At 39.8% G+C, this 25801-nt stretch carries 24 protein-coding genes and 1 pseudogene; 14 read left to right on the forward strand and 11 right to left on the reverse strand.

All coding sequences use genetic code 11. From position 1 onward, the window contains the following. From D8863_RS00005 to nrdI, 4 genes are all read left to right on the forward strand, one after another. The coding region (locus tag D8863_RS00005; RefSeq protein WP_142999471.1) for a sensor histidine kinase at positions 1–718 on the forward strand (718 nt) is incomplete at its 5' end. An 11-nt stretch (positions 719–729) separates the two neighbouring features. Beyond that, the gene (locus D8863_RS00010) at positions 730–2016 is read left to right on the forward strand and encodes a response regulator transcription factor (RefSeq protein WP_125440733.1); all 1287 of its coding nucleotides are present in this window, start codon (positions 730–732) and stop codon (positions 2014–2016) included. Between the two features lie 58 nt (positions 2017–2074). Next, complete coding sequence (locus tag D8863_RS00015) at positions 2075–2608, forward strand: ABC transporter permease (protein ID WP_125440734.1); 534 nt, start codon at positions 2075–2077, stop codon at positions 2606–2608. A gap of 76 nt (positions 2609–2684) precedes the next feature. Beyond that, positions 2685–3155: a class Ib ribonucleoside-diphosphate reductase assembly flavoprotein NrdI gene (gene nrdI / locus D8863_RS00020; RefSeq protein WP_042903018.1), complete on the forward strand. Its 471-nt coding sequence runs from the start codon at positions 2685–2687 to the stop codon at positions 3153–3155. Positions 3156–3235: 80 nt separating this feature from the next. On the opposite strand, the gene D8863_RS00025 is transcribed toward nrdI, so the two are convergent. From D8863_RS00025 to argS, 3 genes are all read right to left on the reverse strand, one after another. Continuing rightward, complete coding sequence (locus D8863_RS00025) at positions 3236–4498, reverse strand: NRAMP family divalent metal transporter (protein WP_049484713.1); 1263 nt, start codon at positions 4496–4498, stop codon at positions 3236–3238. 197 nt (positions 4499–4695) lie between these two features. After that, positions 4696–4941 carry a hypothetical protein gene (locus tag D8863_RS00030; protein ID WP_000084865.1) on the reverse strand — a complete coding sequence of 82 codons (246 nt, stop codon included), beginning with the start codon at positions 4939–4941 and terminating at the stop codon, positions 4696–4698. A gap of 334 nt (positions 4942–5275) precedes the next feature. Further along, complete coding sequence (gene argS / locus D8863_RS00035; protein WP_125440735.1) at positions 5276–6967, reverse strand: arginine--tRNA ligase; 1692 nt, start codon at positions 6965–6967, stop codon at positions 5276–5278. A gap of 154 nt (positions 6968–7121) precedes the next feature. Between argS and argR the strand changes: the two genes are divergently transcribed. From argR to D8863_RS00075, 7 genes and pseudogenes are all read left to right on the forward strand, one after another. Continuing rightward, positions 7122–7568 carry an arginine repressor gene (gene argR, locus D8863_RS00040; protein ID WP_001231483.1) on the forward strand — a complete coding sequence of 149 codons (447 nt, stop codon included), beginning with the start codon at positions 7122–7124 and terminating at the stop codon, positions 7566–7568. 51 nt (positions 7569–7619) lie between these two features. Continuing rightward, a complete protein-coding gene (gene mutS, locus D8863_RS00045; RefSeq protein WP_125440736.1) occupies positions 7620–10154 on the forward strand; it encodes a DNA mismatch repair protein MutS in 2535 nt (844 codons plus the stop codon). Positions 10155–10230: 76 nt separating this feature from the next. Further along, positions 10231–11331 carry an IS3 family transposase gene (locus D8863_RS00050; RefSeq protein WP_125440737.1) on the forward strand — a complete coding sequence of 367 codons (1101 nt, stop codon included), beginning with the start codon at positions 10231–10233 and terminating at the stop codon, positions 11329–11331. Positions 11332–12402: 1071 nt separating this feature from the next. Beyond that, positions 12403–12615, forward strand: a complete 213-nt coding sequence (locus D8863_RS00060; RefSeq protein ID WP_024413027.1) for a helix-turn-helix domain-containing protein — start codon at positions 12403–12405, stop codon at positions 12613–12615. Then, complete coding sequence (locus D8863_RS00065; protein ID WP_125440739.1) at positions 12602–13666, forward strand: SIR2 family protein; 1065 nt, start codon at positions 12602–12604, stop codon at positions 13664–13666. Before D8863_RS00060 ends, D8863_RS00065 begins: the two co-directional genes overlap by 14 nt. A gap of 9 nt (positions 13667–13675) precedes the next feature. After that, positions 13676–15391, forward strand: coding sequence for an ATP-binding protein (locus D8863_RS00070; protein WP_125440740.1), 1716 nt, complete (start codon positions 13676–13678; stop codon positions 15389–15391). 175 nt (positions 15392–15566) lie between these two features. Continuing rightward, positions 15567–16916, forward strand: a pseudogene (locus D8863_RS00075) (IS3 family transposase). A 51-nt stretch (positions 16917–16967) separates the two neighbouring features. Here the strand turns inward: D8863_RS00075 and D8863_RS00080 are convergent. Continuing rightward, the gene (locus tag D8863_RS00080) at positions 16968–17426 is read right to left on the reverse strand and encodes a DUF3021 domain-containing protein (protein WP_125440741.1); all 459 of its coding nucleotides are present in this window, start codon (positions 17424–17426) and stop codon (positions 16968–16970) included. Beyond that, a complete protein-coding gene (locus tag D8863_RS00085; RefSeq protein WP_125440742.1) occupies positions 17423–17863 on the reverse strand; it encodes a LytTR family DNA-binding domain-containing protein in 441 nt (146 codons plus the stop codon). The genes D8863_RS00080 and D8863_RS00085 overlap by 4 nt, the downstream gene beginning before the upstream one ends. Positions 17864–18071: 208 nt before the next feature. On the opposite strand from D8863_RS00085, the gene mutL reads away from it, so the two are divergent. After that, positions 18072–20021 (forward strand): DNA mismatch repair endonuclease MutL, encoded by a 1950-nt coding sequence (gene mutL / locus D8863_RS00095; protein ID WP_125440743.1) that lies wholly within the window; start codon positions 18072–18074, stop codon positions 20019–20021. Positions 20022–20172: 151 nt separating this feature from the next. On the opposite strand, the gene D8863_RS00100 is transcribed toward mutL, so the two are convergent. Next, entirely contained in the window at positions 20173–20670 is a 498-nt protein-coding gene (locus tag D8863_RS00100) for a helix-turn-helix domain-containing protein (protein ID WP_125440901.1), read from the reverse strand. Between the two features lie 159 nt (positions 20671–20829). Here D8863_RS00100 and ruvA point away from each other — a divergent pair, with 159 nt between their 5' ends. Beyond that, entirely contained in the window at positions 20830–21423 is a 594-nt protein-coding gene (gene ruvA, locus D8863_RS00105; protein ID WP_000273410.1) for a Holliday junction branch migration protein RuvA, read from the forward strand. A gap of 9 nt (positions 21424–21432) precedes the next feature. Next, positions 21433–21999, forward strand: a complete 567-nt coding sequence (locus D8863_RS00110; RefSeq protein WP_125440744.1) for a DNA-3-methyladenine glycosylase I — start codon at positions 21433–21435, stop codon at positions 21997–21999. Between the two features lie 79 nt (positions 22000–22078). Here the strand turns inward: D8863_RS00110 and D8863_RS00115 are convergent, their stop codons facing one another. The 5 genes from D8863_RS00115 to D8863_RS00135 form a co-directional block, all read right to left on the reverse strand. Then, a complete protein-coding gene (locus D8863_RS00115) occupies positions 22079–22342 on the reverse strand; it encodes a SemiSWEET family transporter (protein WP_000166112.1) in 264 nt (87 codons plus the stop codon). A gap of 105 nt (positions 22343–22447) precedes the next feature. Next, complete coding sequence (locus D8863_RS00120) at positions 22448–23482, reverse strand: S66 family peptidase (protein ID WP_125440745.1); 1035 nt, start codon at positions 23480–23482, stop codon at positions 22448–22450. 320 nt (positions 23483–23802) lie between these two features. Continuing rightward, the gene (locus D8863_RS00125) at positions 23803–24150 is read right to left on the reverse strand and encodes a TfoX/Sxy family protein (protein WP_000331825.1); all 348 of its coding nucleotides are present in this window, start codon (positions 24148–24150) and stop codon (positions 23803–23805) included. Positions 24151–24165: 15 nt separating this feature from the next. Beyond that, positions 24166–24843 carry a DUF1129 domain-containing protein gene (locus tag D8863_RS00130; protein WP_000077994.1) on the reverse strand — a complete coding sequence of 226 codons (678 nt, stop codon included), beginning with the start codon at positions 24841–24843 and terminating at the stop codon, positions 24166–24168. A gap of 11 nt (positions 24844–24854) precedes the next feature. After that, positions 24855–25799 (reverse strand): magnesium transporter CorA family protein, encoded by a 945-nt coding sequence (locus D8863_RS00135; protein WP_000815620.1) that lies wholly within the window; start codon positions 25797–25799, stop codon positions 24855–24857. Positions 25800–25801: the final 2 nt, after the last annotated feature.

Below are 25801 nucleotides of genomic sequence, written 5' to 3' on the forward strand. Positions count from 1 at the left end.
CATTGCAGAAACAACCAATGATATGTTGGATCGCCTGGAAAAAAATATCCACGATATCTATCAGCTAGAGCTCAGTCAAAAAGATGCCAATATGCGAGCTCTACAGGCTCAAATCAATCCTCACTTTATGTACAATACTCTGGAGTTTTTACGGATGTATGCCGTCATGCAAAGTCAGGATGAACTGGCAGATATTATCTATGAATTTAGTAGCTTGTTACGCAACAATATCTCCGACGAGCGGGAAACGACCTTGAAGCAGGAGTTAGAATTTTGCCGAAAATATAGCTATCTCTGTATGGTGCGTTATCCTAAATCCATTGCTTATGGTTTCAAGATTGCACCAGAATTGGAAGAAATGAGGATTCCAAAATTTACACTCCAACCATTAGTAGAAAACTACTTTGCCCATGGTGTTGATCATCGCAGAACAGATAATGTCATCAGTATCAAAGCCTTGAAAGGCCAAGGATTCGTTGAAATCCTAGTAGTAGATAATGGTCGAGGAATGCCCGCTGAGAAACTAGCTAGTTTGCAAGAAAAATTAGCTCAACGAAGTTTTGAACACGAGGCAAGCTATAGTGGGGAGCGGCAATCAATTGGAATAGTAAATGTACACGAACGCTTTGTTCTCTACTTTGGGGATCGCTACCAAATCAGTGTAGAGTCAGCTGAGCAAGAAGGTGTTCGTTACCATATCACTATCCAGGATGAATAGAAAGGGTAGAAATGTATAAAGTTTTATTAGTAGACGATGAGTACATGGTGACAGAGGGGCTCAAGCGATTAATCCCCTTTGAAAAATGGGATATGCAAGTCGTCGCAACAGCTAATCACGCAGATGATGCTTTGGACTATATTAAGAAAAATCCAGTAGATGTGGTCATTTCCGATGTCAACATGCCAGATAAGACCGGACTTGAGATGATTAGGGAAATGAAAGAGCTACTTCCAGATACCTATTATATCTTGCTGTCTGGTTATCAGGAGTTTGAGTACGTCAAAAAAGCCATGAACCTTAGTGTCGTGGATTATCTGGTCAAGCCAGTAGACAAGGTGGAGTTGGGCAATTTATTAGAAAAGATTGCGCAGCGGCTTCAGGAAAAGGTGGAACAAAGTCAGACCCTCAGTCAAGAATTGGATGAGACAGGATTTACGAACTACCTGTCAGGTAAAGACAGCTGGTGGATTGGTCTATCCAAGGAAAAACAGGGCTCTTTTACCATTCCTTACTATGTTTTGGGACAAGACTGGCAGATTTTCATCTCTGATCAGCCACTAGATGGCATCGTCGTGACACCATTTGAAGCACCCTTCCAGCAGTCCTTTGAGAATTGGAAGATCAACGCTGAAAAAGCCCTCTTCTACGGTTCAGTTAATCTAGAAAAATCCGAGAGTTTGTTTTCTTATTATGAGCCGATTTATCGGGTGATTATCCAAGGGAATATCAATCAAATCATCGAAGAATTAACCTTGCTAGAGAAGGTCGTCTTGGAGAATACCCCGCGCGTGGCTATCACAAAGCAGCTCTTCACCCAGTTTGTCATGGATGTCTTTCATTTGTTTGAACACCTAAAAGCAGATGATATGACCGAGATAGTCAAAGCTATCCATGCTATTAACACCTTTGAAGAATTGGTTGCCTATATCAAAGAAACCTTGACCAAGTTCTTTGGCCAGTACCGCATGAATGAAAATGTGGTGAGCGTTCTGGAGGTGATTGGGCGTGATTATCAGAAAGAGCTCTCACTTAAGGATATTAGCAAGGATCTCTTTATCAATCCTGTCTATCTCGGTCAGCTGATCAAGAGGGAAACCAACTCAACCTTTGCGGAATTGCTCAATAAACAGCGAATTAAGGCAGCGCAGCAACTCCTACTTTCGACCAGTGATAGCATCGAAGATATTTGCTATGCAGTTGGCTACAGTAATGTTGGATATTTCTACAAGGTTTTCCGTAAATTGTGCGGAAAATCACCGAAAGCTTATCGGAAACAAGTTGAAACCAGCTTGTAAAAGTTGTATTCCTGTACAAAAAATGCTATAATGTTCAAAATATCTTATGGAGGAAAACATGAAAAAGAATCCTATTTATCTTTGGGTCTTGTTAGTCCTATCAGCCCTCATTTCATCTATGTCATTATTTGGAATCTTGAGTCCATTGCCAAGTAAAGATGTGCTTCGTGCTAGCCTGGCGAATAGCGGGACGCTTACTGCCCAGCAATTAGAAGACACAGTCAACTATACTTACCAAGTAACAGCGTCATCGCACTCTATTTTTAATACGTTGTTGATTGTTTTATCTGCAATTTTAGTTGTAGTAGCCTTTGTATTTCTAGTACGTAAAAATGTGCAATTCGCAAACTATGCTTATATTGGCTATGTTCTACTAGCGATTGTTGGTTTGGTTTATAGCTATATGAATGTTCAAGATGCGGTTCAATTAATCAAAGATTCTACCCTCGGCCTAGGAATGGGAGCATTTGCACAAGGAACGAATATTTTGTTCATCATTATCAATGTTCTCTTTTTAGCCTTAGTCTTTTACAAGATGTGGCGCCAACAAAAAGATTTGGCCGAAGAAGTCGAAGCAGAAGAAGGTGCCTAAGTATTGACAAAAAAGAACTATCAAGTTACAATCTTGGTAGTTCTTTTTAAATCGTAAACAAAAAATCGAGGTCAACATGAAAAAAATATCCCTAGTGTATATCAGTCTGAGTGGGAATACAGAGAGTTTTGTAACCCGACTCAAGGACTATCTCTTGTCTCAGTACGAAGAGATTGAGGTCCAAAAAATCCATATCAAGGATTTGGTCAAGGAAGGCCAAGAATTCTTTGAAATGGAACATCCCTATGTCGCTTTCTTGCCGACCTATCTGGAAGGTGGAAATGGTGTCGATAACGGCGATGTTGAGATTCTAACGACTCCAGTGGGCGACTTTATCGCTTATGGAGACAATGCTAGTAAGTGTTTTGGGGTAGTGGGATCTGGTAATCGCAATTTTAACAATCAATACTGCCTAACAGCCAAGCAGTACAGCCAGCGTTTTGGTTTCCCCGTTCTAGCAGATTTTGAAATGAGAGGCATGCTGGGAGATATTAAAAAAGTCGCAGCAATCATTGCAGACTTGTATGAGTTAGAGACAGAAAAATAAAGTAGTACTGAGGGGCAGTTGAGATTTTCAACTGCTTTTGAGTATGCAAAAAGCACCCTGTCAGGGTGCCATTTTATAAACTATCCTGCTTTTCCGATGGCAAGTGCATAGATAAAGAAAATAGCAAAGCCAAAGAGGAAAATCAATCCTGCGATAGCGAGGAGTTTTAGCCAAGAAGGAAGATTTTTATTCTCACGTGTCACCAATACATAGTTCAAGAGAGCGAAGAATGGTGTTGTCAGGAAAGAACCAATCATAGCAAAGCGAAGCATGGTGGAAACTTGTCCAGCAAAGAACTTGATGATGACGATACCAATGATAGCGGTAATGGTCATCCAGATGTTCAAAGATTTGCGAGTATCCTCTTTTTGACGAATCAAGAGTCGTAGGGATTCCTGATTGACACGAGAGTAGCCATCGATAACGGTGATGACCGTTCCAAAGATACAAAGAAAGGCGATAAAGGTGATCAAATAACGGGACCATTCTCCAAGAACAGAGGCATACATACCCACAAATTGAGAGATGTATTTGGCTGAAGCAGCTTCAACTGCCTGCCCGGTAGGATACTGAATCAGTGCTCCTAGTGCCACGAAGAATACAGCTAGGATAGCAGTTCCAATGTAACCAACGTTAAAGTCGAAAAGGGCGTCCTCTGTATTAAAGTTGACAGTCTTTTTCTTTTCAGCAGACCAGAGTGAATTGATGGCTGAAATTTCAATAGGAGCAGGCATCCATCCCAAGAGGGAAACGATGAAAGGGAGGGCCGCCATTTGCCAAGGTGTCTTTTCGACAAAATCAGAGCTATATTCTGGATGCTTAATTGCTGCAATGATAACTGCAAGAACTGTTGCAATGGTCAAAGCAGACATAATCCATTTTGCCATACCGTCCAATAGTTTGTAGCCACCAAAGAGTAACATAGCCCAAATGACTGCAACAAGGATAAGGGACCATTGAGTGATGCTAAGACCGATCATTGGGAAGGCACTGGCGATGATAGCTGAGCACAGAATGGCAACACCAGCTGTGTTGACCATAGCTGAAAAGACATTGAGGATAAAGAAAATCCAGAGATAGAGTTTTCCTTTTTCAGCATAGCCTTCCACCAAGGTTTTGCCAGTGTCGGCAGTATATTCGGCACCAAAACGGAAAAATGGATATTTAAAAACATTGGCCAAGATAACCAAGAGGAGTAGTGACCAACCATAAGAACCACCAGCTTGAGTAGAGGATACAATGTGAGAACCTCCAACGGCAGCAGAAGCCATGAGGATTCCTGGTCCCATTGCCTTTAGTTTGCTTGCCCAGGTTGACTGGTTTGATAACGTAACTTGTGACATAATAAACGCTCCTATTTTTGAATTTTCAGAATAATCTGAATAGATAGCTACTATTCTACAAAAAACTTAAAAGAAATGCAAGAATATTTTGAAAAAATACAGAAAATTACAGAAAACTTTACATGCATTAATGAAATTTCTCCAAGGAGAATATGGTAAGTCTAAAAAATCCGAGAAGAAAGCTTCTCGGATTTTGATTATTTCAATTGATCTGTGACGTCTTTTGAGAGCAACATTCCCAGATGGTAAGTTTTATTGATATGTGCAATGACATCATTGATATTTTCAGTCGTGTGAATTTTCTCTTTGATGTCAGACCTAAATGTTTCATCCTTCAAGAGTTGCTCTTGGTAGAGTCTTTGAAGTCTTTCCTTCTCGTACTTATTGAGCAGAAAAAGGAAAACCAAGCTAAGTACAACGAGGATATAAGCATATTGGCTCATAAGGAATCTCCCAGTGTGATAAAGAAATAGTATAAGTGAATAAATTGTTTCATTGAACAGCTGCAAGGCCGAACAAAATATAAATGTTATTTTGCCTCAATCTTTCAGATTGCTTTCAAGTAATTTAAAAGATTACGACATGAGCCTAACTAAATCGATATTATTTGGTTAGGTGAATTAGTGAAGCGCCTAGCCAAATCACCATAGTTACGACGTCATGGGTTCTAAATCGATTATATTTAGAGCCCATGACTAGTGAAGCGCCTAGCCAAAGTCCGAATAGGATTTGGCGTTAGTTACTTAGATTGCTCTGCAATCAAGTAACTTTGGCGATTTACATCTTCTCCGGCGCTTCTACTCCGAGCAAACGAAGAGCTTCTTTGAGGACGACTGCGGTTGCGTAGCTGAGGGCCAGACGACTGTCGCGCTCAGGACTTTCATCTAGGATACGTGTATGTGCATAATATTTGTTAAATGCTTGAGCCAAACTAATCGCAAATTTCGCAATGATAGAAGGTTCAAAGTTATCTGCTGCACGATTGATAATACGTGGAAAGTCCTGGAGTAGCTTAATGATTTCCCAGCTTTCAGCATCGTTCAAGCTGTAGTTGCCAGCTGCATCTGGTTTGAAATCGGCTTTGCGCAAGATAGATTGGATACGAGCGTAGGCGTATTGAACGTAAGGTCCAGTTTCTCCTTCAAAGGATACCATAGCTTCAAGGTCGAAGTCATATCCATTTGTACGGTCGGTCTTAAGATCATAGAACTTGATAGCCCCAACTCCAACAGCGTTGGCAACCTGGTCTTTATTTTCTAACTCAGGATTTTTCGCTTCGATTTGGGCCTTGGCACGACTAACAGCCTCAGCGATAGTCGGTTCTAGCAAGATGACATTTCCTTTACGGGTAGAGAGTTTTTTCCCTTCTTTTGTTACTAAACCAAACGGAACATGGACAATGTCTTGGCTCCAATCGTAGCCCATCTCTTGTAGCACTGCCTTGAGTTGTTTGAAGTGGGCAGATTGCTCTTGACCAACAACATAGATGGATTTGGCAAATTGGTATTCGTTTTTACGGTAAAGGGCTGCAGCCAAGTCACGTGTGATATAGAGAGTTGCACCATCAGATTTTTTGATAAGGGCTGGATGTTCAATTCCATATTTCTCAAGATTGACAACTTGAGCCCCTTCTGACTCAACAAGAAGTCCTTTTTCAGCGAGAATGTCTACAACAGCATCCATCTTATCGTTGTAAAAGGCTTCCCCGTTGTAGCTGTCAAAATCAACTTGCAATTCATTGTAAAGACGATTGAATTCCACTAAACTTTCATCACGGAACCATTGCCAGAGAGCGAGAGCTTCCTCATCTCCATTTTCCAGTTTGCGGAACCATTCGCGGGCTTCTTCATCCAAGCTAGGGTCTTTTTCAGCTTCAGCATTGATGCGAACGTAGAGCTTAAGAAGTTCATCGATTGGATGCGCTTTAATGGCCTCCTCATTTCCCCATTTCTTGTAGGCAACGATCAACATTCCAAACTGTTTGCCCCAGTCTCCCAAATGGTTGACCTTGACCGTTTGATAGCCGATTTTTTGGAAAATATGTGACAAGCTATCTCCGATAACCGTTGAGCGCAGGTGACCAATAGAGAATGGTTTTGCGATATTGGGACTAGACATATCGATAACGACATTTTCTTGCTTGCCAATGGTTTGGTCGGCATAGTGCTCTTTTTCAGTGATGACATTCTGTAATACCTGAGCCGAAATAGCGCTTTTATCAAGGAAAAAGTTGACGTAAGGTCCTGTTGCGACAACCTTTTCAAAGGCTTGACTATTGATTTTTTCAGCAATATCTGTTGCAATCATTTGAGGAGCTTTACGCTCGACCTTTGCTAGAGAAAAGGCAGGGAAGGCGATGTCTCCCATTTCTGAGTTTTTAGGTGTTTCCAGTAAATTTAAAATAGCCTCTTGATCCAGGCTATCAATGACGCTAGCCAACTCGCTAGCAATCAATTCTTTTGTATTCATAAGGGCTCCTTTTGGGCTTTTTTACTATTTTAACACAATTTACTACATTTTTTGAGAAAGAAAAGAATTTTTTTGAATTATCTAGTTTTTTTGGTATAATATAGTTATAAAATAAATGTAAAAGTTGTTATAAATATTCACTTAAGAGGATAATATGAGAAAAAGAGAACGGCATCAATTGATTAAAAAGATGATCACCGAAGAAAAACTTGGGACACAAAAAGAGATTCAAGATCGTTTAGAAGCTCGTAATGTTTATGTGACACAAACGACTTTGTCACGTGATTTGCGTGAAATCGGCTTGACCAAGGTTAAGAAAAATGATATGGTGTATTATGTACTAGCAAATGAGACAGATAAGATTGATTTAGTTGAGTTTTTGTCTCATCATTTAGAAGGAGTTGCAAGAGCTGAGTTCACATTGGTACTTCATACCAAACTTGGAGAAGCTGCAGTCTTAGCAAACATTGTAGATGCAAACAAGGATGAATGGATTTTAGGAACGGTTGCTGGTGCTAATACCTTATTGGTTATTTGTCGAGACCAGCACGTTGCCAAGCTGATGGAAGATCGTTTGCTAGATTTGATGAAAGATAAATAAGGTCTTGGGAGTTGCTCTCAAGACCTTATTTTTAGCAAGGAGAGACGGAAAATGGCAACAGAAAAGTTATCACCCGGCATGCAACAGTATGTGGATATTAAGAAACAATACCCAGATGCTTTTTTGCTTTTTCGGATGGGTGATTTTTACGAGTTGTTCTATGAAGATGCAATTAATGCAGCACAGATTTTAGAGATTTCCTTAACGAGTCGGAATAAAAATGCAGAAAATCCGATACCCATGGCGGGTGTCCCCTATCATTCTGCCCAGCAGTATATCGATGTTCTGATTGAGCAGGGCTATAAGGTAGCCATAGCCGAGCAGATGGAAGATCCCAAACAAGCAGTTGGTGTTGTCAAGCGAGAGGTGGTCCAGGTCATCACACCTGGAACGGTCGTTGATAGCAGTATGCCGGATAGTCAGAATAATTTCTTGGTTTCCTTAGATTGTGATGGCAATCAATTTGGTCTGGCTTATATGGATTTGGTGACGGGTGACTTTTATGTGACAGGTCTATTAGATTTCACGTTGGTTTGTGGGGAAATCCGTAATCTCAAGGCTCGAGAAGTGGTGCTGGGTTATGACTTGTCTGAGGAAGAAGAACAAATCCTCAGCCATCAGATGAATTTGGTGCTTTCCTATGAGAAGGAAGGCTTTGAGGATATTCATTTACTGGATCCACGACTGGCAGCTGTGGAGCAAGCAGCAGCTAGTAAGCTCCTCCAGTATGTTCATCGGACCCAGATGCGGGAATTGAACCACCTCAAACCAGTTATTCGCTATGAAATCAAAGATTTCTTGCAGATGGATTATGCGACCAAGGCTAGTCTGGATTTGGTTGAGAATGCCCGTTCAGGTAAGAAGCAAGGGAGTCTTTTCTGGCTTTTGGATGAAACCAAAACGGCTATGGGTATGCGGCTCTTACGTTCTTGGATTCATCGTCCCTTGATTGATAAGGAGCGAATCGTCCAACGTCAAGAGGTGGTGCAGGTCTTTCTTGACCACTTCTTTGAGCGAAGTGATTTGACAGACAGTCTCAAGGGTGTTTATGATATCGAACGCTTGGCTAGTCGGGTTTCTTTTGGCAAGACCAATCCCAAGGATCTCTTGCAATTGGCAACCACCTTATCCAGTGTACCACGGATTCGTGCGATTTTAGAAGGCATGGAGCAACCTGCCCTGGCCTATCTTATCAAACAGTTAGATGCCATCCCTGAGTTGGAGAGCTTGATTAGTGCTGCCATTGCTCCTGAAGCTCCTCACGTGATTACGGAAGGTGGCATTATCCGTACGGGATTTGATGAGACCTTAGACAAGTACCGTCGTGTGCTCAGAGAAGGGACTAGCTGGATTGCTGAGATTGAGGCTAAGGAGAGAGAAAACTCTGGCATCAGCACGCTCAAGATTGACTACAATAAAAAAGATGGTTACTATTTCCATGTGACCAATTCGCAACTGGGAAATGTTCCGGCCCACTTTTTCCGCAAGGCAACGCTGAAAAACTCGGAACGCTTTGGGACTGAGGAATTGGCCCGTATCGAGGGGGATATGTTGGAGGCGCGTGAGAAGTCAGCTAATCTAGAGTACGAAATCTTTATGCGTATCCGTGAGGAAGTCAGCAAGTATATCCAGCGCTTGCAGGCTCTAGCCCAAGGAATTGCGACGGTTGATGTCTTGCAAAGTCTAGCAGTTGTGGCTGAAACCCAGCATTTGATCAGACCTGAGTTCGGTGACGACTCACAAATCGATATCCAAAAAGGGCGCCATGCTGTCGTCGAAAAGGTCATGGGAGCTCAGACCTATATTCCAAACAGTATCCAGATGGCAGAAGATACCAGTATTCAGCTAATCACAGGGCCCAACATGAGCGGGAAGTCTACCTACATGCGCCAGTTAGCCATGACGGCGGTTATGGCCCAGCTGGGTTCTTATGTGCCGGCAGAAAGCGCCCATTTGCCTATCTTCGATGCCATCTTTACCCGTATCGGAGCGGCAGATGATTTGGTTTCAGGTCAATCAACCTTCATGGTAGAGATGATGGAGGCTAACAATGCCATTTCGCATGCGACCAAGGATTCCTTGATTCTCTTTGATGAATTGGGACGCGGAACTGCTACTTATGATGGGATGGCTCTTGCCCAGTCCATCATCGAATACATTCATGAACATATCGGAGCCAAAACCCTCTTTGCGACCCACTACCATGAGTTGACCAGTCTGGAGTCCAGCTTAAAAAACTTGGTCAATGTCCATGTGGCGACCTTGGAGCAGGATGGGCAGGTTACCTTCCTTCACAAGATCGAACCAGGACCAGCTGACAAATCCTACGGTATCCACGTTGCTAAGATTGCTGGCTTACCAGCAGAACTTTTATCAAGGGCGGATAAGATATTGACTCAACTGGAGAATCAAGGGACGGAAAGTCCTGCTCCGATGAGGCAAACTAGCGCCGTCACGGAACAGATTTCTCTCTTTGATACGCCAGCAGAACATCCTATCCTAGCAGAATTAGCTGAACTGGATGTGTACAATATGACACCTATGCAGGCTATGAATGTCTTGGTCGAGCTCAAACAAAAATTATAAAAAGAATCCCACTCATGTGTTGAACTGCACCCCAAAAGTTGGACAGAAAAAATCTAACTTTTGGGGTGTTTTTATTATGAAATTAACTTATGATGATAAAGTTCAAATCTATGAACTTAGAAAACAAGGGTATAGCTTAGAGAAGCTTTCAAATAAATTTGGGATAAACAATTCTAATATTAGGTACATGATTAAATTGATTGATCGTTACGGAATAGAGTTCGTCAAAAAAGGGAAAAACCGTTATTACTCTCCTGAATTAAAACAAGAGATCATTGATAAAGTCCTACTTGAGGGACGAAGCCTTAGAGCGAGAAAGGCAGAGACAGTTAGAGAAATGGTTTCAGGAGGATTTCGACTAGATTTACTTCTTGAAACAGCTCGTTTAGCTCACTCAACTTACTATTATCAGTTGAAGGAACTAGATGGGCTTGACAAAGATAAAGATCTTAAAACTGAAATTCAGGCTATTTTTACTGAGCACAAAGGAAATTATGGTTATCGTCGGATTCACTTAGAACTAAGAAATCGTGGTTATGCGGTCAATCATAAGAAGGTTCAACGTCTGATGAAAGTCCTTGATTTAGCAACTCGAATTTGTCGAAAACGGAAGTATTCTTCCTACCAAGGAGAGATTGGCAAGAAAGCAGAGAATCTCATTCAACGCCAGTTTGAAGCATCGAGACCAATGGAAAAGTGCTATACAGATGTGACAGAGTTTGCCATTCCAAATAGCACACAGAAATTGTATTTATCGCCCGTTTTAGATGGCTTTAACAGCGAAATTATCGCCTATAATCTTTCTACTTCGCCCAACTTAGAACAAGTGAAAACCATGTTGGAACAGACATTCACAGAGAAACACTACGAGAATACGATTCTCCATAGTGATCAGGGGTGGCAATACCAACACGATTCTTATCATCGGTTCCTAGAGAGTAAGGGAATTCAAGCATCTATGTCGCGCAAGGGCAATAGCCCAGACAACGGTATGATGGAGTCCTTCTTTGGTATTTTGAAATCGGAGATGTTTTACGGTTATGAGAAGTATTTTATGTCTTTAGAAGACCTTGAACAAGCTATTGTGGACTACACTGATTACTACAACAACAAACGAATTAAGGTCAAACTAAAAGGACTTAGCTCTGTGCAATACAGAACTAAATCTCTTCAATAATTATTTGTCCAACTTTTGGGGGTCAGTACACTGAACTGTTTTTTTTTATTTGCGTAAGTTTGATTAAAGAGAACATTTTTATGAAAAAGTGTACTTTATGGTATAATACAATAAATATAGTTTTCTTGAAGGGATGTTGTTGAATGAAGAAATTTGATAATGAAAAATATCAAATATTGGTAAAAGATTTAATGGGGGATATTTTTTATTCGGAGACATCTAACCGAAATAAAATTGCTACCATTCGCCAGTATGCAGAAGTGATAGTGAGAAAAATTTTAGATATTAATCCAAGTAAAAAAATTACGATTGGCGCAAAAGAAATATCTAAAAAAATTGATTCTCTCAATAATAGTGAGTTTTTAAAAGAAGCATTAGATAATATTAAACAGGATGGNAATAAATTTACACATACTGAGTATTTAGAAGAGGTTACATCTGATGAATTTGACAAAATCGTGGATAAGCTTTTGGATATGCTTTCATTCATGCTTATAAATTATTTTGAAACTTATGAATTTGGATCAAGGAGTGATGTTTTACGGTCATTTTCATTATTACCACCAATAGTGCGGTATAAGGTGTTAATATTTTTATATAATAAATATCCAAATAACATTCATGTTATTGATAGATTGGCATTAGCTATTGTTAAAGCATTTGATAAAGAAGAAGCAATCAGATGGATTGAAGCTGAAAAAAACAACTTGATTAATTTAGATGTAATGTCAGATAAAGTATTTAATGAGATTGCAGAAAATAAAGGGATAGAATTTATAAAGCTAATTAGATTTAATTCGCTTTATAAAAATATGTATGAGTTGTGTATTGATAAAATTATGAAAATTGGAAATGAAATAGATTCGAAAGGTCATTTGTATATCGACTTTGAAAGTGCATTGCCGTATTACAAGCAATATGGAATTATAGATGAGGATAGTGAAGAAATAAAAGAATTTAATGATATTATGTATTTTTTATATCTTGGCAGAAGAACAAAATTAGATAATTTTATTAAACTAAAAGAGCCATATGTAACTCTAAATGTAATTACAGGGGATAATAATATAGATGAGAGTATTTAGCTATAAAAAATTGTTCAAAAAACTTATTGATTTAGATATGACAAATAATGAATTGATGGAAAAGGCAAAAATAAGTAAAAGCACATTTTACAAAATGAAGAATGGGCAGAATATAACGACGGATGTTTTACTTAGAATTTGCAATACTTTGGATTGTGGTATTGAAGAAATTATGGAGTGTAGTGATGAATATAGATAGTGAAGAATTTGAGCCAATATTTATGGACATTAAGGAACGATACCTATCAGGTGTAAATTTTCCTAAATTGATAGTTGGAACAGGGCTATCTATTGCAATGAATATTCCGGGAATGGCGAAATTGGCTGAAAAATTGGAGAAGTCATTTGAAAGTATCAGTGATTTAGAGTTACAAGAACAGTGGAACAAATATAAAGGGAAGATCAAAGATGAAGGCTTGGAAGCAGCCTTATTAGATGTTTCAATAAGTGAAGAATCGTTGGTGGAAACAATTCGAGAGATAACGAGTGAATTTATTTTAGATGAAGAATACGTTCGTCATTTTAATATATTAAATGAAGTTTCCGGATTTGAAAAATTATTAAAGTACCTATTAGGAACTGTAAGTGTAAACAATCAAGTAATCGATATAATGACTCCTAATTATGACAGAATAATAGAACTAATTTGTGATAAATTAAAACTATCAACTACATTAGGGTTTTCGGGGAATATGTATCAAACTTTTAATGAAAATATACTAAAGCAACCTTATGATTTTTTTTCTAAGAGCGTTCCTTTAGTAAGATTATTTAAGCCACATGGATCAGTCAATTGGATAAAAAAGAATGATAGGGAATATCAGATTAATGATTATCAACTACTAAAAGATAACAAGCGGTATATAGATATTATTGCTCCAGGCAGTATGAAATATAAGTCAGGAATGATTAACGGTATTTTCAGATGTCATAGAGAAATTTTTAATGAATTGATAACAGACTCTAAAAAGAATTTTTCTATATTTATTTATGGATATGGTTTTAATGACCAGCATTTTAATACAGTATTTGAGGATACTCAAAAGGATGTGGTTGTCTTGACAAGAACGATAAAACAATCTTTTTTAGATAGAGCAATGAAAAATGAAAATTGGACCTTATTTTATAAATATGAAGAGAAAGAAAGCGGTACAGAAGAAGGAAGTTATATGGTATATAAAGGTAAAAAATATAATATAAATAAGGAATTATGGGATATAAATGTATTTTCGCAAACTTTTTTAGGATAGGAGAAAATTATGGAAGATATTCAAAATTATTTAAATCAAGAAGTTGGAGTTGTTCAAAATGTTGATACCAAGAAAGTATCTGTATCAGTAGAAAAGGAAGAAATTTTAAATAGGCTAAAAATAAATGATATAGTTGTTTTATCTGGAAATAATGCAGATGAAAAACTAATTGGAATAGTAACTAGGGTGAGCAAAAAGAGAATTGATATTGATGACGAAGAAACTGAAGAACAAGAGTATTCATATAACTTTTGCAATATAACTTTAGTAGGTACATTTTATAAAAAACTGTCTTCAACTAAACAAAATATTTTCAAAAGAGCAGTGAACACTTATCCTGAAATCAATAGCAAAGTTTATTTAGCCGATGGTAAAGCTCTCTCTATTATTATGAACTCTCTTGAAAATGAGATATCTTCAGAAAAAAGATTAATTATTGGCAAATATGCAAGTAATAAAACTGTTGAAGCTATTTTGGATGGAAATAGATTTTTTCAAAGACATGCAACAATAGTAGGAAGTACTGGAAGTGGAAAATCTTTTACTGTAGCAAATATTCTTGAAAAAGCAAATGAGTTGGAGCACGCTAATTTAATTGTTTTTGATTTGCATGGTGAATACAATGAATTAAGTTATGCTGAACAGATAAAAATTTGTGACTCTGAGGATGGGTTACATATTCCTCTGTGGTGTTTCAATTATGAGGAAATTCATTCATTGTTTATTGAATCTTCTGAAGGGACATCTACAAATCAAAGGGCAGCAGTAATTAAATATATTTTAGAGCACAAGAAAAGGTATCTTGAAGAAAATATGACTGAATTTTCATCCGAAATAATTACAGCAGATACGCCGATTCCTTTTTCAGCAAAAGGGTTAAAAGCATATTTAGAGGATGAAAATATAAAGGAAGAAACAACAGGTGAAGTATATAAAACAGGAGATAAAAAAGGACAAGCAAAGACGAAACAAGGTCAATACTATGGGAAATTAACAAACCTTATTACGAGACTTCAGACAAAAATAGATGATAAAAAATATGGGTTTGTATTTAATGAAGATAATACTGTAAGAGCTGACTATCTGAAAGAATTTGTCGAAAAAATAATGGGACTAGATAAAAAGATAAAAGTAATAGATTTATCAGAAGTCCCATCAGATATGTTACCTATAATAATAGGGATTGTTACAAGACTGGTATATGAAGTCCAATTTTGGATGTCGCCTAAAACAGATGAGACTAGGCATCCTATAGCCTTTATTTGCGATGAAGCACACTTATATATGCCGAGAGATACAACGAAGTTGAAAGCGGTTGAGAATAAATCGCTGGAGATATTTGAAAAATTATCTAAAGAGGGGAGAAAATATGGTGTTTCATTGGTTATTGTTTCTCAAAGACCTGCGGAATTAAATTCTACTATAATATCTCAATGCAATAATATTATAAGTTTAAAAATTACGAATGATAGAGATAAATCAGCAGTGGCAACTATGTTAACTGATTCATTGGTAGGCTTGGTTGAAACATTACCAAATCTTGATGTTGGAGAATGTATTGTTATTGGAGATTCGATTAAGCTACCTACTAAAATTATTTTAGATAAACCTAAAGAAGAACCTAAAAGTTCAACTATTGATTTTTGGGATAGATGGATAGATGGAAAAGGTACAGTTTTCAATATTGATGAAGCAATTAAGTGCATGATCAAACAAACAAGGTAAGAGGAGAATATAGAAAAGCCATCACTCCATCTCCTTATCCTTATCCATATAAATTCCATAGTTCTTTCGTATTTGATAAAGCTCATCCATAGTAGATTTGGTAGAAGAATACTCTTGCATGAACTGCATCCCAAAAGTTAGACAGAAAAAATCTAACTTTTTGGGGTGTTTTATTATGAAATTAAGTTATGAAGATAAAGTTCAAATCTATGAACTAAGAAAACAAGGAATCAGCTTCAAGCGACTGTTAGATAAATATGGAATGAACCTTTCAAATCTTAAGTACTTAGTCCGATTGATTGATCGTTACGGAATAGAAATCGTCAAAAAAGGGAAGAGTCATTATTATTCCCCGGAACTAAAACAAGAAATGATAGATAAAGTTCTGATGGAAGGTTGTTCACATAGAAGTGTTAGTCTTGATTATGCTTTTCCAAGTAGTGGATTACTTTCGAATTGGCAGGCACAATACAAAAAAACGGGTATACTATTGTTGAGAAAACAAGAGGGAGACCAGCTAAAATGAGACGTAAACGGAAGAAAACTCGGGAAGAAATGACAGAACTAGAGCGATTTCAGGAAGAGAATGAACGCTTACGTACTGAGGTGGCCTACCTAAAACAGTTAAAAGAGTTAGAGGAAAGGGACGAGGCCTTAGAGCGAGAAAGGCAGAGACAGTTAGAGAAATGATTTCAGAAGGATTTCGACTAGATTTACTTCTTGAAGCGGCTCGTTTACCTCGCTCAACTTACCATTATCAGTTGAAATAGCTATATCAACCAGATAAGGACAAAGAGCTAAAGGACGAAATACAAGCCATTTATAGTGAGCATAAAGGCAACTATGGCTATCGCCGAATAACTCTTGAATTGAGGAATCGTGGTATATAGTAAACCATAAGAAGGTCCAACGTCTGATGAAAAATCTTGGTTTAACAGCTCGTATCCGTCGAAAACGGAAGTATTCTTCCTACCAAGGAGAGATTGGCAAGAAAGCAGAGAATCTCATTCAACGCCAGTTTGAAGCATCGAGGCCAAAGGAAAAGTGCTATACGGATGTGACAGAGTTTGCCATTCCAGCAAGCAGTCAAAAACTCTACTTATCACCAGTTTTAGATGGCTTTAACAGCGAAATTATTGCTTTTAATCTTTCTTGTTCGCCTAGTTTAGAACAAGTAAAAACGATGTTAGAACAGGCATTCACAGAGAAGCACTATGAGAATACGATTCTCCATAGTGACCAAGGCTGGCAATACTAACATGATTCTTATCATCGGTTCCTAGAGAATAAGGGAATTCAAGCATCCATGTCACGTAAGGGTAACAGCCCAGACAACGGCATGATGGAGTCCTTCTTTGGCATTCTTAAGTCTGAGAAGTTTTACGGCTATGAGAAGACGTTTCAGTCACTTGATCAATTGAAATAAGCTATTGTAGACTATATTGATTACTATAACAATAAACGAATTAAGGTCAAACTAAAAGGACTTAGCCCTGTGCAATACAGAACTAAATCCGTTCAATAATTATTTGTCCAACTTTTGGGGGTCAGTACATTGTGAGTGGGTTTTTCTCTATTACTTTTTATGGGCCAAAAGTTGATTGATGTGGTCTACTTTTTTAGCTTCTCTTTTATAGAGAATGACCCAGATGATGAGGTAGACAATCGCAAACTCTGGAATGAGTTGGAGATAGAAGGTCCAGTGGAAGGGGAACCAACCAGCCAGAGTTGCTAGTGGAACAAAGCCAATCAGCATGAGGAAGAAATGGGAAAGTGTGGCACGGAGCAGGCTCCAGTCACGGCTGAATAAGCGGCTGCCAAAGCTAAAGAGAACGCCGATAGCTGACCAGATGATCATGCAGTAGAGCAAGACTAGAGCACCGTGAACCTGATGTTGAGCCATCGCTTGGCCGATAAGAGACTCGGGACTTAGTGGGGCATAGGTATTTGGTGCATAAATGAGTGAAAAGAGGATAGAGAGGATGAGGCCGATAAGTACACCAGCGGCTGCATCGTGAAAGATTTGTTTTTTCATAGTTCTAATTTCTCCTTGATGGTTTTTAGGTAACGGCGTGAAGAGTAAGTGAAGCTTTCGTTTTTTAAGAAAATTTCAACCAGGCCGTTGGGAGTGAGTTTGAGATGAGAGATGGAATCGATATTGACGATTTCAGATTGGGAAATTTGGATAAAAGTGGTCGGCAGAATGTCAAGAACTTGATAGAGACGCAAATCAATGGTATAGGTCTGAGATGCAGTTTCTGCTAGAACCTTTCGATTCTCTATATAGAAGCGCTGAATCTTACTAATTTCAACTAGATAGACCTGATCTTCAATCTTTCCTTTGATTGTTTCTTTTTGGTCAAGATTTTCAGCGTACTCGATAACTTTCTGGACTTTCTCGGTTGATTTAGGTGCTTGGACAATCAGCTTTTCCTCCTCGTAAGTCTCCTTAATCTGTAATTCTACTTTCATAAATTTCCCTCCTTACATTTCATACAAAATTGTGATCACTTCCTGTACACCTTTATTAAACACTATTTTACGACCCATGGCAAGAGCTTTTGTCTATGTGGAGAGATTTGGAGTCTATGTGGTATTTGCTTTTTCTGGTAACATCTGAAATATGGTATAATAGCACTAATCAATTTCTAGGAAAATAGATACAGAAAGGGGCTGAAAGATGTCTCATATTATTGAATTGCCAGAGGTACTGGCAAACCAGATAGCTGCAGGGGAGGTTATCGAACGTCCTGCCAGTGTAGTCAAAGAGTTGGTAGAAAATGCCATTGACGCGGGTTCTAGCCAGATTATCATTGAGATTGAGGAAGCCGGTCTCAAGAAGATCCAAATCACAGATAATGGTCACGGAATTGCCCACGATGAGGTGGAATTGGCCTTGCGTCGACATGCGACCAGTAAGATAAAAAATCAAGCAGACCTCTTTCGGATTCGGACGCTCGGCTTTCGAGGTGAAGCCCTGCCCTCTATCGCTTCTGTTAGTGAGCTGACTCTGTTGACGGCGGTGGATGGTGCGAGTCATGGGACCAAGCTCGTTGCGCGTGGGGGTGAGGTTGAGGAAGTCATCCCAGCGACTAGTCCTGTGGGGACCAAAGTTTGTGTGGAGGACCTCTTTTTCAACACACCTGCCCGCCTCAAGTATATGAAGAGCCAGCAAGCGGAGCTGTCTCATATCATTGATATTGTCAACCGTCTGGGATTGGCTCATCCTGAAATTTCCTTCAGTTTGATTAGTGATGGCAAGGAAATGACGCGGACAGCAGGGACTGGTCAACTGCGTCAAGCCATCGCAGGGATTTACGGTTTGGTGAGTGCTAAGAAGATGATTGAAATTGAGAACTCTGACTTAGATTTCGAAATTACAGGTTTTGTGTCTCTGCCTGAGTTAACCCGAGCAAATCGCAACTATATCAGCCTCTTCATCAATGGCCGTTATATCAAGAACTTTCTACTCAACCGTGCTATTCTTGACGGTTATGGAAGCAAGCTCATGGTAGGGCGTTTTCCACTGGCTGTCATTCACATCCATATTGATCCTTATTTGGCAGATGTCAATGTGCATCCGACCAAGCAAGAAGTGCGGATTTCTAAGGAAAGAGAACTGATGGCGCTGCTTTCAGAGGCTATTTCAAATAGTCTCAAGGAGCAAGCCTTGATTCCTGATGCTTTAGAAAATCTTGCCAAGTCGACCGTGCGCAATCGTCAAAAGGTAGAGCAGACCATTCTCCCACTCAAAGAAAATACGCTTTACTATGAAAAAACAGAACTCTCAAAACCTAGTCAAGCTGAGGTGGCTGACCACCAGGTTGAATTAACTGAGGAGGGTAGGGACCTAACCCTGTTTGCTAAAGAAACTTTGGACCAATTGACTAAGCCAGCAAAACTGCATTTTGCAGAGAGAAAGCCTGCTAACTATGACCAATTGGACCATCCAGAGTTAGATCTTGCTAGCCTCGATAAGGCTTATGACAAGCTGGAGCGAGAAGAATCATCCAGCTTCCCAGAGTTGGAGTTTTTCGGACAAATGCACGGGACCTATCTTTTTGCCCAAGGGCGAGATGGCCTCTACATCATAGACCAGCATGCGGCTCAGGAAAGGGTTAAGTACGAGGAATACCGTGAAAGCATCGGCAATGTTGACCAGAGCCAGCAGCAACTCCTAGTGCCCTACATCTTTGAATTTCCTGCGGATGATGCGCTTCGTCTCAAGGAAAGAATGCCTCTTTTAGAGGAAGTGGGTGTCTTTCTAGCAGAGTACGGGGAAAATCAATTTATCCTGCGTGAACATCCTATTTGGATGGCAGAAGAAGAGATTGAGTCAGGTATCTATGAAATGTGCGACATGCTGCTCTTGACTAAGGAAGTTTCGATCAAGAAATACCGAGCAGAGCTAGCCATCATGATGTCCTGCAAGCGGTCTATCAAGGCCAACCATCGTATCGATGACCACTCAGCCAGACAGCTCCTTTATCAGCTTTCTCAATGTGACAATCCCTATAACTGTCCACACGGACGTCCCGTTTTGGTGCATTTTACCAAGTCAGATATGGAAAAAATGTTCCGACGCATTCAGGAAAATCATACGAGTCTTCGTGAGTTGGGGAAATATTAAGAACACAAAAAGCCTTTGTTCCTTTTGAACAAGGCTTTTTAGTTTTTCTAAGGTGGGCATTTTGAATGGACATGGGCAACTTGACACGAGGTTTACACTTGCTTGACAAGACCAGTCCTATAAAAGTTATGAGAAATATGATTCAATTGACTCAAGGTTTTGTAGAGTCGTCTTGGTTCAAAGGATTCTCAAGACCAACCACCTTATCAAGATAACGCTGTTTGGTTTTGAGAGCTTTGTTGATAGCAATCGCTGAAGCGATTAAGAGAACGAAGGTCAGCCAAATCCAGACGGTGAATTCGGCCGGGAAACTAGAACCAGCTAAAAAGAGATAGATAGCCAAAGCCAAGACGAAAATATAAATCACTTGCCAGAGACCATAGGATTTAACCTCTTTATAGTATTTGTCCTTGTCTTCCTCCAAGATCACTTCTGTAGAAGTTTTTTCAGAATTTTCATCTAGTAGTAGATAGTCAGTTGTTACTTGGAAAATCTTGCTTAATTCAATGATTTTTTCGATTTCTGGAAGGACTTGTCCAGACTCCCATTTTGAGATGCTTTGCCGAGAAACATTAATTTTTTCTGCTAGCTTTTCTTGGGACCAACCTTTTTCCTTTCGGAGTTCAAATAGTTTTTCTGCGAGTTTCATCATTCTATCCTCCTTTTTCTACCTCTATCCTAACAATTTTTACTTATAATGAGAATACAATCTCCTGTACTATTTGTCAACCAGAGGTTGCACCTTTTGTTGCAGTCTGTCTTGGGGAAATATGGTATACTAGATAGGCAAAATAATGGAGAAAAAATTATGTACGAATATTTAAAAGGAATCATTACTAAAATCACTGCCAAATACATCGTCCTAGAGGCAAATGGTATAGGTTATATTTTGCATGTAGCCAATCCCTATGCTTACTCAGGTCAGGTCAATCAAGAAACTCAAATTTATGTGCACCAAGTTGTCCGTGAGGACGCCCATCTGCTCTATGGTTTTCGATCAGAAGATGAGAAGAAACTCTTTCTTAGTCTGATTTCGGTATCAGGGATTGGTCCGGTATCAGCTCTTGCTATCATCGCAGCTGATGACAATGCTGGCTTGGTTCAGGCGATTGAAACTAAGAACATCACCTACTTGACTAAGTTCCCTAAAATTGGCAAGAAAACAGCCCAGCAGATGGTGCTAGACTTGGAAGGTAAGGTAGTTGTGGCTAGCGATGACCTTCCTGCCAAGGTGGCAGTGCAAACCAGCGCTGAAAACCAAGAACTGGAAGAAGCTATGGAAGCCATGTTGGCACTGGGCTACAAGGCAACCGAGCTTAAGAAAATCAAGAAATTCTTTGAAGGAACGACAGATACAGCTGAGAACTATATCAAGTCGGCCCTTAAGATGTTGGTAAAATAGGAGAAGAGTATGCCAAAACGCTGTGGTTGGGTTAAAATGAACAACCCTTTATATGTAGCCTATCATGATGAGGAGTGGGGCTACCCCCTCCATGATGACCAAGCATTGTTTGAGTTATTGTGCATGGAAACTTACCAGTCGGGTCTATCTTGGGAAACGGTACTAAACAAACGCCAAGCTTTCCGAGAAGCATTTCATGGATATCAAATTCAGGCGGTCGCGGAGATGGCAGATGGGGAGTTGGAAGCCTTGTTAGAGAATCCAGCCATCATCCGAAATCGTGCCAAGCTCTTTGCGACGCGTGCCAACGCCCAAGCATTTTTACAAGTCCAGAAAACCTTTGGCTCTTTTGACGCTTATCTCTGGTCCTTTGTTGAGGGAAAAACGATCGTGAATGATGTTCCTGACTATCACCTAGCACCTGCTAAAACAGCCTTGTCTGAAAAGTTATCTCAAGATCTCAAAAAACGAGGCTTCAAGTTCACAGGTCCAGCCGCAGTTTTAGCTTTTCTACAAGCGGCAGGTCTGATTGACGACCACGAGAATGATTGTGAGTGGAAAAGCGGAAATAAGTGAGTGCAGGCGTCTAATTATCTGAGAATATAGAAAAAGCTGAGAAGAGTTTCTCAGCTTTTTGATTATATGCTAGTAACTTTTATAGTGCAGTAAGAAATGTCAGTCCACCTAAGACAACGCCAGCTGAGTTTGGAATAATTAGTATCCAATCCTTCTTAGGTTCTTTTGTCCACCCGTAAATAACCCAAATTAAACAAGATACTGCTGCGGATAAAGGCTGGAATGGTTGAGCTTTGTTGCCTTGTAAATTGGCAAAAATTTGTGGGATGTAGGCGATAAATACAATAATCCCGATAAAGGCCCCGATTGAACCGACAATTTGATTTATTTTTTGTTTAGTCATATACACCTCCTTTAAAAAGATATCATAGAAATAAGCAAAATGCAATAAATTCAGACACAAATTGTAACGAAAATCAATACCAAAGCACAAAAATGGAGAAATTGTTTATTTTTTGTTATCGTCAAAGCGAATGACTTGCTCCTGTGCATCTACATAGGCGTGAACGCCAAAGGGAACAATGGCTCTTGGCGTTGCGTGGCCGACATTTAGATTATAGACAATCGGGATATTGTTATCAATGATATCCAATAGTGCTTCCTTATAGTCGTCATAGAAGGCTTCATCCATTGGCTTTCCGACCAAGAGTCCACTGATGACCTCAAATACCCCAGTTTCTTTCAAAGCCTGTAACATCTTTTTGAAGTTCTTCGGCTCAGGCTTCTCTTCGCTTGTTTCTAGCAAGAGAATCTTTCCTTCCCAGTCGGATAAGTCAGGGAAGAGTCGGTACTCTTGGCAGAGGTCCGTGCTGTCTGCGTATCGAGAATTGTCAAAGATATCATAGAGGGACTCAAGGCAACCACCGAGAATTTCTCCCTCAAACTGAGCATTTCCTTGCAACAAATCAAAGCCTGTATTTGCATGACTGACACGAGCTGTTCCCAGAGCCTTGGGACTAAAATCAGTCCGTTCCTCATACCAAACGTCGCTAGGGCGGATTTCTGAAATTCTCCCAGTCTCGATCAGTTCTTTAAAGTAGTGGAGGCTATAGGATAACATTTCCTTGTCTAATTCACAAATGTCAGCTAGAAAGGATTGCCCATAAAAAGTCTTAATCCCTAGTTTGTGCAACATAAGGTGGTTCATAGTGGTATCCGAGAAGCCAAGAAACATCTTTGGCTTGATAACCTTTTGGAGTTGGTCATTTTCAAAAAGATAAGGTAGCAAACGATAGGTATCATCCCCACCGATGGCGCATAGGATCATGTCGATGCTATCATCAGAAAAGGCCTGCATCAAATCCTCTGCACGTGCTTCAGGATGGTCCTTGATAAAGTCTAACCCTTTTAGCGAATGGGGCAGAAAGACAGGATTGAATCCCAAATCCTTGAGACGTTGAATACCCAAATCGACTTCGTGTTTGACAAAATCCTCTCCGATAACACCACTAGACAAACTAACGATACCAATAGTAGAAACTATATCTCATCCTCCTAGAAATAGATTGATACTCTTCGAAAATCAAATTCAAACTACGTCAGAGTCGCCTTACCGTATATATGTTACTGACTTCGTCAGTTCTATCTACAACCTCAAAGCAGTGCTTTGAGCAACCTGCGGCTAGCTTCCTAGTTTGCTCTTTGATTTTCATTGAATATGAGCCTATTCTATCACAAAAGATGAGAGAAAACTATAAGAATGAGACTCAGAAGTGCTATTGAATCTCAAGAAAGCAAGTGAAAAAGCAACCGCCTGTGCAGTTGCTTTTCGTTTTTCTAATCTCTAATCTCACTAGATATGAGTTACTTGGTCAACTCTTGATTATAGGAGAGGGCTAAATCAATCCAGTAAGGAAGCTCTTTTTGACCTTCGATATCTAGGTCTATATAGCCATGATAAGGTCGCCCTCTCATCAATGTAGTATGAGCTCCTGTTCGGGGTAGAACTTGCTTTTCCATTTCTTTGCCAATTCTCACCATAACCAGTTCGTCCTTTCTGGAACTGACTGTAAGGACCATTTTCCCACGAATCATAAAGGCCAGGCCACCAAACAATTTCTTTTCTTCTAACTCTTCTTCGAAAATTTGGGGAGGAAGTTTAAGTGCTAGAATTTTGCGAATCTGCTGAGCTAAGGATTGACTATATGCCATAGCGTTTCACTTTTCTTAATAACGTGATGGGCCCGCGCTTGCACTTCGGATGTTGAAACGTTTCTTGAGATAGAATCGAAGAGCGAGAAGGGCAGCCCCTAGGATAGCCAAAGGCAATGGAGCAAGGACTGGATTGAGGTTTGCTGGTAGGAAGCTTGTTGCAAAGAAGACAACCAACCAAAGGACCATAGAAGCCAGGATAACGAGGATTGACTTCCAGAATGGAGGACGTTGGCTACGGTCTGTGTCTGGTCCATAGTACTGGTAGACAAAGTAGTACATCAAGTAGAAGGCAAGTCCTCCTACAAGCCCAACCAACAAGAGGGTAATCAATCCATAGCCAATAGCTTGATCTGTAGAGAAGAAAGTAGTCAGAGCGCTAACCAATGCAAAGAGACTGGTGATAAAAAGGGCTGAGTCCATAATCATGAGTTTTGGATCGTCATTTTCTTTTGGATGCTCTTTTTCATATTGCTCTTTGACAGTGAAGCTATGAGCCCAGTGGGTTGGAGCCCCGTAGAGGGAACGTGCAGTCGTCCCCTTGGCTTGCTCTTCAAGGATTTTAGGAATGACTTCCTCAAAGACGGCCTTGATTTCAGCGTCTGTTTTACCATCTTTGATAAATTGTTGGGTAGCGATATGGATAAACTCTTGGTTTTTCTTAGTTAATTTTTGTAAATCAATCTGAGACATAGGGATTCCTCTTAGAACCATTTTTTATGGATGAGATAGAGAGTGAGCGAAACACTCATAGCAAAGGCGATAAAGACGATTAACCAGAAGGCGTGTGGCTCGCCATTTAGAGGGATTTCATTATCCTTGAAGTTCATCCCGTAGGCTGAGAAGATCATGGTTGGGACAGACATGACAATGGTCACGAGAGCCAGGGTTTTCATGATATTGTTCTGGTTGTTGGAAATGATAGAGGCAAAGGTCTCTGTCATAGAGTGAAGGACATTTCCATAGATATCTGCCATCTCGATGGCCTGTTGGGTTTCAATCAGAGTGTCTTCGAGTAGGTCTTCGTCTTCTAGGTATTTCTTGATATTGCTAGTTGCGCTAGTCAATTTCTTAATCACGCGCTCGTTCGTCTTAAGTGAGGCCTTGAAATAGACGATGGTCTTTTCCAATTCCATGAGCTCGATCAGCTCTTCGTTTCGAGTAGACTTGTGAAGTTGACTTTCGATTTGTTCACTCTTACGGTCGATCGAACGAAGGGCTGTAAGGTAAAGCTCTGCGTTGCGGTAGAGAATCTGGAAGATAAAGCGTGAACGCATGAAGGTGTAAAAGTTGCGCAGTCTACGGTTGATAAAGACATCGAGAACGGGGAGGGATTCCAAGCAGGTGGTGATAATGGTTTCCTCTGTGATGATAATCCCCAGCGGAATCGTAACGTAGTAGGTACGATTGTTTCTTTCTTCTGTGATGGGAACGTCCACGATAATCAAAGTGTACTCATCTTCGATGGTAATACGGGACATTTCTTCCGCATCGAGCGGTGCTCGAAGGTCAGCAATGTCAATGTCGAAGGCGTTAGCGATTTCCAACGATTCATTTTGTGTAGGATTGACGAGGTTGATCCAAGTACCCGGTTCAAGCGTGTCGATCTCTTTAAATTCCGTTGTTGTTGAGAGAAAAACTTGTTTCATAT

Origin of the sequence: Streptococcus oralis (assembly GCF_003943825.1) — a bacterium.
GTDB lineage: Bacteria > Bacillota > Bacilli > Lactobacillales > Streptococcaceae > Streptococcus > Streptococcus oralis_CD.